Source organism: Qipengyuania sp. RANM35 (assembly GCF_041021145.2).
Taxonomy (GTDB): Bacteria; Pseudomonadota; Alphaproteobacteria; order Sphingomonadales; family Sphingomonadaceae; genus Qipengyuania; species Qipengyuania soli.
The window spans coordinates 1,004,872-1,015,427 of record NZ_CM196433.1 but is presented as its reverse complement, the minus strand read 5'-3'; the positions used below and the strand labels follow the sequence as shown (position 1 = coordinate 1,015,427).

The window sequence follows — 10,556 nt, the reverse complement described above, 5'->3', positions numbered from 1 at the left end:
TTGCTACTTTCAGCGACAGATCGAAAATGATAATTGGCGCGGCATTGTCGATCAACCTTGGAGAGAGGTCCGGTCGGCGAAGGGATCGCAAATTGAACAAGCCAAAAATGAATTCGCCCACCGTCGGACGACGTGTGTCCGACACAAACATGCGCGTCATTCGCGTCCGGTCATCGATCGAACTGGGCAACGAAATATTTCACCTCGTCGGCAAGGCTGGCGAGCGTGGTAAATCTCTGACTATATGGGATTTGCGCAGGATGCTCGATGCTCCGCTCGAGAAGGTATTCGTGGCATTGAGAGCGCTCGAACACGAGCGCCTGATTACCCGGGGAATGCCTACCGACGATGTGTTGAGCGCGCCCATCACCCTTACCGAAGACGGGCGCGAAATATATTTTTCCTGACGCCCGATTTTGCTCCATTTAAGGCCTTTCAATCCGCGCGAGGCCCGCTATATGAGCGCCTCCCCCGAGTCGGGGCGCCGGTTTATCCGGCCACGCGGCAAGCCGCAGTGTGGACGCATAGCTCAGTTGGTAGAGCAGCTGACTCTTAATCAGCGGGTCCTAGGTTCGAGCCCTAGTGCGTCCACCACCACCCCCGATCACACAACGATGTCGTAGCGTAATTGGTAATCACATTGTGATGTGATAGACCGAGTCGCATGACCACTGACACCATAACTCGCGTTCGCACCATCGTCACGGAAGGTTCGATGACCCGTGCGGGCCTCGCACGAGCAGCCGGGCTCCATGCCAACACCCTGCGCGACTGTGCGGAGGATGGCTGGAACCCCACGGCCGACACCCTCGGCAAACTCCAGCGATTTCTTGATGCCAATGACGAAACTCCAGTCCTGGTGCCCATCGAAGAAATAATCGAGGAAGCGCGCAATGGGCGCATGTTCGTCCTGGTAGATGACGAGGATCGCGAGAACGAAGGCGACCTGGTCATTCCAGCGCAAATGGCGACACCCGATGCCATCAACTTCATGGCGATGCATGGCCGCGGCCTCATCTGTCTCACGCTGACCCGTGAACGCACCGAGCAACTCGGCCTCGAACTCATGAGCCGCAGCAACGGGACCCGTCACGAGACCGCATTCACCGTATCAATCGAGGCACGCGAGGGGGTCACCACCGGCATCTCGGCGGCCGACCGCGCGCGTACCGTTTCCGTGGCCATCGATCCGACGCGCAACGCTCAGGACATTGTTACGCCTGGCCACGTGTTCCCCCTGATTGCTCGAGACGGCGGGGTTCTCGTCCGCGCCGGCCATACCGAGGCCGCCGTCGACATCTCCCGCCTTGCGGGCCTCAACCCCTCTGGCGTGATCTGCGAGATCATGAACGAGGACGGCAGCATGGCTCGGCTGGAAGACCTCGTCGGGTTTGCCCGCCGACACGGGTTGAAAATCGGCACCATTCGCGACCTCATCGAATACCGTATGCGGCATGACCACCTGGTCGAGCGGGCCAGCGAAAGTGCTTTCGTCTCCGACTATGGCGGCGATTGGAAAGCAATGACGTATCGCAATGCCGTCGACGGGAGCACGCACGTCGCCCTGCAAAAGGGCGCGGTCGAGAAGGGTAAGCCCACTCTCGTTCGCATGCACCGTATTTCCATCTTCGACGACGTCCTCGGCCGCAGGGGTGAGCGCAAGCGCACTCTGCAACGGGCCATGAAAGCCATCGGCGACAACGGTAGCGGGGTTGTCGTCCTGCTGATGCCGAACAGACCGGAAAGCCTGCAGAACGAGGTTGGCGGTGTCCGTCCTGCCGACAGCGGCGAACTGCGCGAGTACGGGGTCGGAGCGCAAATTCTCGCCGACCTCGGCGTGCATGAGATGGAATTGCTGACGAACTCGCATCACAACGTCGTCGGGCTCGAAGGATATGGCATCTCCGTCACGGGCGAGCGCCCGATACCGGAGTGAGCGCTTCAGGCTTCCTGTTGAAGCGCATGAGGACTGCCGCCCACGAGGCTGCGGAGCCGAAGTACGCGCACCTCGAACGCGAGCGCCGATGGCTCGTCGATCACGAAAGCATCGATCTCGCGGCGTTGAAAGATCCGATCACAATCCGCGATCGCTATATCGAGGGAACCAGGTTGCGCCTCCGTGAGATGTCATGCGGGGACCAGCGCGTGTGGAAGTTGACACGCAAGTACGAGTGCGTTGATCCCCTCGCCCGACCGATCGTCACGGCATACATCGAAGAGACCGAGCATCGGGTCCTATGTGATTTACCGGCCATCGAACTGATCAAGACACGCTTCAAACTCGCGCAAGATGGGTGCGATTATTCGGTCGACAGGTTCGACGGCCCGCTGCAAGGGCTCTGGCTCTCCGAAATCGAACTCGAGGATGGCGCAGAGCTCGCCGCCCTCCCGAACCCCTCCTGGAGCCTTGCGGACGTCAGCGACGATCCGCGCTACCAGGGTTACACACTCGCCCAATGCGGCATTCCCAAGGATTGATCATGGCCCGTTTTCTCATCGTCGAAGCCCGTTTCTATGACCACCTCAACGACATGCTGATCGATGGCGCCCGTACGGCGCTGGAGGCCGCTGGCCACGAAGTTGAGGTTCTGACGGTTCCGGGAGCACTCGAGATTCCGGGCGCCATCGCTCTGGCGACTGAAAGCGAACGCTATGATGGTTATGTCGCCATCGGCGTCGTCATCCGAGGCGAGACTTATCACTTCGAAATCGTCGCCGGCGAAAGTGCGCGCGGGATCATGGCGCTCACCATGGACGGTGTCGCGATCGGCAACGGCATCCTCACCGTCGAGAACGAGGAACAGGCCATCGTCCGCGCCGATCGCCATCACAAGGACAAGGGTGGCGAGGCAGCGAAGGCTGCACTCGCCCTGTTCGCGCTGCAACAGCGCTTCGCTGCATGATGCGATGATCGACGGCCCCGCACTGATGATGGTTGCTTCTGGCGCCATCCATGCGGTGGTCAATGCCGTCCTCAAGTCTGGCGACGACAAGCTGGCGCGTCGTGCGCTGATCGACCTCAGCGGCGGTCTGCTCGTGCTTCCGGCCGTGCTGTTCTTCCCTATGCCACATGGCGCCTGGAGCTGGCTGGCGGGGTCGCTGGTGGTGCATGCCGTCTATTTCCTCGCACTGGTCCGCGCCTTCGAAGTGTCGGACATGAGCGCCAGTTTTCCGGTCATGCGCGGCACGGCTCCGGTGTTCGCGGCGATGGGCGGTGTTTTCATTCTGGGCGATGCGATCACCCTGCCCATTGCACTGGGTATGGGACTGGTCGTTAGCGGTATCATGCTCAGCGCAATCGGTCGCCATCTGACGCCTGCCGCACTGGGATACTCATTGCTGACCGGGTTGGCAGTGGCTTGTTACACCGTCCTCGACGCCGGTGGTGTACGGAACGCCCCCAGCCCGGCATCCTACATTGCCTGGGCATTTCTCATCCTTGGCGCGGGCATCGGTGCGGGTTTCGGGGCGTGGCGAGGCCGCGAATTCCTGATCTACGCACGGGCTAACTGGAAGTCCTGCACACTTGCCGGAGCATTGGGTGTGGTTTCCTATGGACTGGCGTTGCTGGCCTATTCCATCGGCGACCTGCCGCGCCTCGCACCCTTGCGCGAAAGCTCAATCCTGTTCGCGCTGGTGATCGCGGTATTCTTCCTGGGCGAGAGGGCGGACCGCCTCAAGCTGTTCGGCGGAGCGCTGATCTTCGTCGGGGTCGCGACCCTGCTCCTCGCCCGCTAAGTTGCCCCGTCGAGGAACTGGGTCAGCCCCAGCGGCGAGAACGGCCCCATGATCAGCTGTTCGAACACGCCGATACCCACGGTCCCATCACCGGCTTCGACGCGGACGGGCATCTGTACGTGGAGATTCTCGGGCAACAGAGGATCGAGATCCTCCAGATGGATATCCTCACGCTCGACCACCAGCGGTCCCTTGTAGTGCCCGTGGCCCCATTCTGGATGCGTATAGCCGAGGCCACGCATCTGGAAGCGCCCCAGCGGTTCGAAGCTCACCTGTTCCGGAGCTCCGCGCACGGCGAGCGATAGGATGCCTCCCGCGGGCCAGCGTGTGCCCTGGTGAAGGCGGGTACGCATGCTGCCATGCCCTTCCGACAATTGCGCTGCTTCCGCGCCCTCGTCCGCCCATGCGGCCCGAGTGTTCCAAGCCTCGCCGTGTTCGTCGTTGTTGACGTGGAAGAACAGCGAACCTTGGGGGAAATTGACCGGTGTCCACTGCCAGAAGAAGCCGGGAAATGTGTGGCCGGGCATGGGCTGCGGGTCCCGCGCCCCAACGGGACGAACGCCCCAGCTGCGGTCGCGCGTGCCCATGGTGTCCGGCGCGAGATCGCGGCGGTTCCCGTCAACCTCGATCCAGCCCTCGTAACGGCCGTTCTGGGTCATCCGTGTGTAGTCCATGAATGCGCGCGGACCGATACGATGGGTGAAGCGCGGCTCCTCGATAGGAAAGGCACGCCCGGTGAAGGTCACGTCTGCCGCCATTCCCTCGAACGGCTCGAGCCGGATGCGAAGCTTGTTGAGCGGCTCGAGCACTTCGATCGAGATCGGCCCGACAGCCATCGCCATGCGTTCCATGTGAAGTTCGGCGCTGGCATGGATGCAGTGCTGCACACCGTCACGGATAACATTGAAGTGTGCGTCGATGACATCGAGATGGGGATACACACCCAGCGCGATCGCGAAGAAGCCGCTGCCGTCAGGCGCATAGCCGTTGAAGAAATAGCGGTCGTAGAAGTTCCGGTCCGTCCCGGAATAGGCGATGGGTTCAGGCGTCTGGTGGATCGGATATTCGTCACCGCGGGTCAGGACCATCAAATCGTCTCCTTCAGTGCACCGATACTGTCACGCGCGAGTGCAAGTGAACAGGAACCTCGGGCCATGGACAGGAAGTTGTCGTCTCCGCGTGCCGTCCGCTCGACGAAAGCTGCGCTGAATACTGCCGTGCTCACGCCATGGAGCACACCGCGGCGGTAGTCATCCCAGACCTCTTCGCGCGTAAGCTCCACGCCGTGAGCCGCCATCTCGGCCAGCCACAGATCCAGCAATTCATCTTCGTGATTGCGCCAGAGCTTCTCGCCGATGCCGCAACCCATGAAGTATGCGACGTCCGTGAGGGCATTGCCGATGGTCACGGTCTGCCAGTCGAGTACCGCGATCGGTTCCGCCCCGCCCCCGATATCGAACAGCATGTTGTCGAGCCGGAAATCGCCGTGGACTATGCACTTCGGCGGTTCGTTGCGATGGAACCAGACGGGCGCAGCTTCGGCAAGTTCCTCGCAAATACGCATCAGTTCAGGTTCCAGCGAGTCTGCATAGCGCTCGCGGAAGACCGCTTGGGCCTGGGGGTAAAGACCGGCAATCGTCTCGCCGAGGTTGGCAGGCGGCTGGATCCACGCTGCCTGGAGCAGGTCCTCCCTGCCCCAGCTCGGGGCATGGATAGCCGCCGCCTGCCTCATGGCGTGACGTGCATCCTCTATCCCACACCCTGCGATCTGGTCACCCTGACGAGCAGGTCCCACATCCTCGAAGAGAAGGATGAACTCGCCACCATCCTCACTAACATCTGCGAAGTGAACGTTCGGCACGCGCACTTCGAGATGCGGTGCGGTCTGGCGATAGAACTCGACCTCCTTGCGGTAGAGACCGAACATGATTGCCGTGCCACGGCTCGCGGTGTCAGCTGCCGGAAACTTGCCCGCAAGGGTGCGCGGAGCGCCGTCGGCTTCCAGCGTGAACCTGACGCTGTCGCCGACCTGGCCCGTACCGATAGGCTTCCAACTGACCGAACGCACTTCAGCATCCAGTACTTCGCCAAGCCATTGGGGCGTCACATCGTCAGGATGTGCCGGAAATGAAACCAAACCCTCTCTCCCGGGTGCGTTTTCCCAACGCTAACCCCGGTGGAGCGGCGTGACAATCACCTCAATCGAGGTGCTCCGTCAGAATTTCAGGCTGCCAAAGCAGGCATTGCCGGCATAGACCGCGCTGTCGCCGAGCTCTTCCTCGATCCGAATGAGTTGGTTGTACTTCGCAAGCCGGTCCGAACGCGCAAGCGAGCCGGTCTTGATCTGACCGCAGTTGGTCGCGACCGCGAGATCGGCGATGGTTGCATCCTCAGTTTCGCCCGAACGGTGCGACATGACGGCGGTATAGCCCGCGCGGTTCGCGATGCTCACTGCATCCAGTGTTTCGGACAGCGTCCCGATCTGGTTGACCTTCACCAGTAGCGAGTTGGCAAGGCCCTGGTCGATGCCTTCGCGCAGACGCTGGGGGTTGGTCACGAAGAGGTCATCGCCGACCAGCTGGACATTGCCGCCAATCCGGTCGGTCAGCGCCTTCCAGCCCTCGAAATCGTCCTCGGCCATGCCATCCTCGATCGAGCAGATCGGGTAGTCGCGACACAGGGCGTCGAGATACTCTGCCATATCATGGCCATTGAGTGCGAGGTTCTCGCCCGCGATCAGATACTGGCCGTCCTTGAAGAATTCGGTCGAGGCGCAGTCGAGTGCCAGGGCGATGTCATCGCCTGGCTTGAACCCGGCCTGTTCGATCGAAGCCATGATGAAATCCAGCGCATCGCGCGTGCTTGCAAGATCGGGTGCGAAACCGCCCTCGTCGCCGACTGCGGTGGCGAGGCCCTTCTCGTGCAGCTTCTTCTTGAGCGTGTGGAAGACTTCCGCGCCCCAGCGCACCGCTTCGGCCAGGCTGTCCGCGCCGACCGGCATGATCATGAATTCCTGGATGTCGATCGGATTGTCGGCGTGCTCGCCCCCATTGATGATGTTCATCATCGGAACGGGCAGGACGTGCGCCGAAACGCCGCCAATGTAGCTGTACAGCGGCAGGCCGCGGGCATTGGCCGCAGCTTTGGCTACCGCCATGCTGGTGCCGAGGATGGCGTTGGCGCCGATACGACCCTTGTTCGCAGTGCCATCGAGCGCGATCATGGACAGGTCGATGTCGCGCTGGTCTTCGGCGTCGAAGGCGCCGATCAGAAGGTCGCGGATCTCGGTATTTACCGCCTCGACCGCCTTGGTAACACCCTTGCCCAGGTAGCGATCCTTGTCACCGTCGCGCAGTTCCACCGCTTCGTGGGCGCCGGTCGAAGCCCCCGAGGGCACGGCTGCGCGACCGAAGCTGCCGTCTTCCAGCAGAACATCGACTTCGACAGTGGGATTGCCACGACTGTCGAGAATTTCGCGGGCGTGGATATCGATGATCGCAGTCATGCCAGTGGCGCTCCGGTGAAAGGTGTTGTAAATAGCTATTACACCCCCAAATGGGGAGTCGGTGGCGCTCTATGCTCCGGAACATCGGGGCGCAAGTTGCGTTGCATCAAGGACTACCGCGTTCGACAAGAGTAGCGGTGATGAATACGAATTTGAGGGCAAGGACAAGAACGATGGCTGACACTCCAGCAACCGGGGCGCCAAAGAAAACCAAGACCACCGGAACCAAGAAGACCACCGCAAAAAAGTCCACCGCCGCGAAGCCGCGCAAGCCCGCGGCAAGCAAGGGCGTAGCAAAGGAGACCACTCCCATGACCACTGACAACCGCACAGAAGCGAAGTCGCGTTTCAACGCCGCGCTCGAAGAAGCCAAGGCAGGCGCTGCCGCCCTCAAGGCCGAAGGCCGCGACCGCGCTGTCGCCTACCGCGATCAGGCGAAGGGCAAGAGCGAAGATTGGGTGGCCGATGCGAAGGCCTATGGAGCCGATGCCAAGGTCAAGGGCAAGGAACTGGCCACCGAAGGCAAGGTGAAGGCGGGCGAAGGCCTGCGCGCCCTCAGCCGCGTGGTCAACGAAAACGCCCAGGAAGTCGATGACCGCCTCGGCGCCAAGTATGGCGACTACGCCCGTTCGGCATCGCGCACGCTCGATGGATATGCTGCGAAGCTCGACGAGAAGACCGTCGACGATCTCGTCGAAGATGGTCGCGAATTCGTCCGCAAGAGCCCCGGCACCGCCATCGGCATCGCCGCAATTGCAGGTTTCTTCCTGTCCCGCCTGTTCCGCCGGTCGCGCTAATCCGACCACGCGGAGGGGCTGCAGATGAGAGATGAAGGTATCGAGCGGTCGGAAGAGTTTTCCGGACCGCTCGACCTGCCCGATGAATATGGTCCGTCGGAAGAGGAAGGCACCGGTAACGGTCCCTCGCTCACCGACGATATATTCGCGCTGATCGACGACGGAAAGACTTATGCCGAGGCAGAAGTCGCGTTCCAGAAGAGCCGCGCGGGTTATGCGGCCAATCGCGCAGCCGGGGCGGTAGCCTTTGGCTTGGGAGCCTTTGGGGTCTTCCATCTTGCGCTGATCGCCGCGACCGTGGGTGTCGTAATCGCACTGGTCCCGCTCGTGGGACCGTGGATCGCGACCGGCATCGTCACCCTCTTCCTAGTCATAGCGGGTTTCGTTCTCTTGCGACTGCTAAAGGGGCGTATCGAAGATATCCGTTCGGCATTCGAGGACTCTGGCGAATGAGCGACCGTCGCGCCCGAATGATCGAAGATCGCTATTTGCGCGATTCCGCCAAAGCTTTGGTCGAGGCCGACCTGGAACACCTCAAGACTGGTCTATCCAAACGTGGCCTGACCGAACGCGCCTTCGACAAGGTGCGAGAGGGCGCAGTCGATATCTACGAAGAAGCCGTCGAGGTCGCCGAAGACAACAAGGGCGCACTTGCAGCGCTAATCGCAGCAGTGGTCGTGTGGTTCGCTCGCAATCCGATTCTTTCGCTGCTCGGACTGGGCGAGGAACCGGACGATGCGGCAGCCGAACGCGACGAAGCGGAGGAACGGTGAGCCGCTGATTAGCGTTTAATCGCCGAGACACAAATTCTGGAGGAAATCATGGCCGACACCGCCAAACCCGCCAACGTCACCCCTATCAGTGCCGACAGCAAGCTCTCCGACCAGCAAAAGCGTGACCAGCTGCGCGCACGCATCGAGGCAGGTGAGAAGCGCAACGAGCAGCGAACCCTGGCCGACCAGGCGAAGGACGCCGCAGACACTGCAGTCGCATTCACGAAAAAGCACCCCTACGCTGTCATCGGCGGCGCGATAGCCGTCGGCCTCGCCATTGGCGCGATGACCAAGCCGGGGCGCCGCCTCGGCAAACGTGGTGGAGTGTTCGCCGGCCTCGTTGCCGACGCGGCCCTCGCATACGGTGCACGCATGATCGACAACGCAAGCAATGCAGCGCACCTGGCTGGCGATCGATTCGAAGATTTTGGAGAAACGGCAGCCTCGACCGCCCGTGACTTACGTCGCGAAGCAGCAGGCAGGCTCGATGCCGCCGGCGAGGTCCTACGGGCTACATCTCGCAAGGCGACGCGTGGCGGATCGCGTGCAGCTCAGGCCATCAAGACGCGCCTGACCTACTAAGAGCTCACTTTTTCAGCATGCCGTAGCGGCGCGACGGGGTTGCCTGTCGCGCCGCTTTCGCTATGGGGCGCACGCAATCTCCTCCTCCCCCTTCGAGAAAGACTTCAAAATGGAAGAAACCGAGAGCAAGCAGACGCTCTACCTCGTCATGGGCGGTCGCGTGACCGACCCCCGCGCAGTGACCTTCGCCGACCCCGAAGGCATTCATGTTGCCGGCGTGTTCAGCAGCTACGACGCTGCGGTCGACGCATGGCGCGCCAATGCACAGCGGACCGTCGACGATGCAGAAATGAAGTACGTGGTCGTGCACCTGCACAAGTTGCTCGATCCGAGCGCCTAAAGAACTGATAAGGTGGAGTATGCGATCCGCCGCTTCCGGGACGACGATGCCCAGGCTCTAGCCAGCATCATGGGGGCGGCGATCTCATACATTGGAACCCGTGCCTACACGCAGCAACAGGTCGACGCATGGTTTGCGCGTCACCACACTCCCGAACGGTATCTCGAGCGCGCAGCTGCCGGCCATACCATCTTCGTTGCGACTGACCCGGATGACCGTCCGATAGCTTACACGTTGCTCGAGGCCGATGGGCACCTCGACCATCTATACTGCCATCCCGATCATACGCGCCGCGGGATCGCGGAGAAGCTGCTCGAGCGGTCGGAGCAGGAGGCCCGCGCGATCGGCTGCACCAGGCTGTATACGGAGGCGAGCGATCTCGCCCGCCCGGCCTTCGAGCGTTTGGGGTACACGGCTACGCACAGGCGAGAATTCGAGATCGCGCACGGCGATCACATGGTCCCGATCCACAATTGGGCGATGGAGAAGCTGCTCGCCTGAAGGCTTGCTTCAGCGGGTGACGACAAATGCGGCGATGGCGGCTCCCACGGCGAGCATGGTGACCATGCGTCCCCGCCGTTGTGAGCGCAATTCCGCCCAACGTGCCTCGTCCAGGAACCACCGGTCGCGTCCACCAGAACGCACGATGTCGAGGCCCTTCAAGCGGTCGAACGCTCGCTTTCGGCTCCCAAGATCGGGCTCATAGGCGATTGCATCTGCAGCGCTCGTTGCGCCCTTCCCAAGGAAATACCGGGCGACCCGCTTCTCGGCGACCAGCCTGATTGGTGGTGTTGCCAAATCTGTCGCCCCCCTTTGCGGTG

The 10,556-nt window shown here is 61.8% G+C and carries 15 protein-coding genes and 1 tRNA gene; 12 read left to right on the top strand and 4 right to left on the bottom strand.

Annotated elements, in window-relative coordinates; genetic code table 11:
• The first annotated feature begins 107 nt into the window (after positions 1–107).
• From RAM60_RS05150 to RAM60_RS05125, 6 genes are all read left to right on the top strand, one after another.
• Positions 108–407, top strand: coding sequence for a hypothetical protein (locus RAM60_RS05150; protein ID WP_510640285.1), 300 nt, complete (start codon positions 108–110; stop codon positions 405–407).
• Between the two features lie 111 nt (positions 408–518).
• A tRNA-Lys gene (locus RAM60_RS05145) sits at positions 519–594 on the top strand.
• A gap of 70 nt (positions 595–664) precedes the next feature.
• Positions 665–1,936 carry a 3,4-dihydroxy-2-butanone-4-phosphate synthase gene (gene ribB, locus RAM60_RS05140; RefSeq protein WP_200983730.1) on the top strand — a complete coding sequence of 424 codons (1,272 nt, stop codon included), beginning with the start codon at positions 665–667 and terminating at the stop codon, positions 1,934–1,936.
• Between the two features lie 26 nt (positions 1,937–1,962).
• Complete coding sequence (locus RAM60_RS05135) at positions 1,963–2,478, top strand: CYTH domain-containing protein (RefSeq protein WP_369025298.1); 516 nt, start codon at positions 1,963–1,965, stop codon at positions 2,476–2,478.
• Positions 2,479–2,480: 2 nt separating this feature from the next.
• Positions 2,481–2,903, top strand: coding sequence for a 6,7-dimethyl-8-ribityllumazine synthase (gene ribH, locus RAM60_RS05130; protein ID WP_369025299.1), 423 nt, complete (start codon positions 2,481–2,483; stop codon positions 2,901–2,903).
• 4 nt (positions 2,904–2,907) lie between these two features.
• Complete coding sequence (locus RAM60_RS05125) at positions 2,908–3,738, top strand: EamA family transporter (protein ID WP_369025300.1); 831 nt, start codon at positions 2,908–2,910, stop codon at positions 3,736–3,738.
• On the opposite strand, the gene RAM60_RS05120 is transcribed toward RAM60_RS05125, so the two are convergent.
• The 3 genes from RAM60_RS05120 to eno all read right to left on the bottom strand — a co-directional run bounded on the left by RAM60_RS05120 (position 3,735) and on the right by eno (position 7,243).
• Complete coding sequence (locus tag RAM60_RS05120; protein WP_369025301.1) at positions 3,735–4,826, bottom strand: Rv3169 family protein; 1,092 nt, start codon at positions 4,824–4,826, stop codon at positions 3,735–3,737. The genes RAM60_RS05125 and RAM60_RS05120 overlap by 4 nt on opposite strands.
• Positions 4,826–5,875 (bottom strand): phosphotransferase family protein, encoded by a 1,050-nt coding sequence (locus RAM60_RS05115; RefSeq protein WP_369025302.1) that lies wholly within the window; start codon positions 5,873–5,875, stop codon positions 4,826–4,828. The genes RAM60_RS05120 and RAM60_RS05115 overlap by 1 nt, the downstream gene beginning before the upstream one ends.
• 78 nt (positions 5,876–5,953) lie before the next feature.
• Positions 5,954–7,243, bottom strand: coding sequence for a phosphopyruvate hydratase (gene eno, locus RAM60_RS05110; protein WP_369025303.1), 1,290 nt, complete (start codon positions 7,241–7,243; stop codon positions 5,954–5,956).
• Between the two features lie 311 nt (positions 7,244–7,554).
• Here eno and RAM60_RS05105 point away from each other — a divergent pair, with 311 nt between their 5' ends.
• The 6 genes from RAM60_RS05105 to RAM60_RS05080 all read left to right on the top strand — a co-directional run bounded on the left by RAM60_RS05105 (position 7,555) and on the right by RAM60_RS05080 (position 10,236).
• Complete coding sequence (locus tag RAM60_RS05105; protein WP_246450010.1) at positions 7,555–8,040, top strand: hypothetical protein; 486 nt, start codon at positions 7,555–7,557, stop codon at positions 8,038–8,040.
• Between the two features lie 24 nt (positions 8,041–8,064).
• Complete coding sequence (locus RAM60_RS05100) at positions 8,065–8,493, top strand: phage holin family protein (RefSeq protein ID WP_200983722.1); 429 nt, start codon at positions 8,065–8,067, stop codon at positions 8,491–8,493.
• Complete coding sequence (locus tag RAM60_RS05095; protein ID WP_369025305.1) at positions 8,490–8,813, top strand: hypothetical protein; 324 nt, start codon at positions 8,490–8,492, stop codon at positions 8,811–8,813. The genes RAM60_RS05100 and RAM60_RS05095 overlap by 4 nt, the downstream gene beginning before the upstream one ends.
• A gap of 48 nt (positions 8,814–8,861) precedes the next feature.
• Positions 8,862–9,395, top strand: coding sequence for a hypothetical protein (locus RAM60_RS05090; protein WP_369025306.1), 534 nt, complete (start codon positions 8,862–8,864; stop codon positions 9,393–9,395).
• Positions 9,396–9,504: 109 nt separating this feature from the next.
• The gene (locus RAM60_RS05085; RefSeq protein ID WP_200983719.1) at positions 9,505–9,735 is read left to right on the top strand and encodes a DUF4170 domain-containing protein; all 231 of its coding nucleotides are present in this window, start codon (positions 9,505–9,507) and stop codon (positions 9,733–9,735) included.
• A gap of 12 nt (positions 9,736–9,747) precedes the next feature.
• Entirely contained in the window at positions 9,748–10,236 is a 489-nt protein-coding gene (locus RAM60_RS05080; protein ID WP_369025307.1) for a GNAT family N-acetyltransferase, read from the top strand.
• A 9-nt stretch (positions 10,237–10,245) separates the two neighbouring features.
• On the opposite strand, the gene RAM60_RS05075 is transcribed toward RAM60_RS05080, so the two are convergent.
• Positions 10,246–10,533, bottom strand: coding sequence for a hypothetical protein (locus tag RAM60_RS05075; protein ID WP_369025308.1), 288 nt, complete (start codon positions 10,531–10,533; stop codon positions 10,246–10,248).
• Between the last annotated feature and the right edge of the window lie 23 nt (positions 10,534–10,556).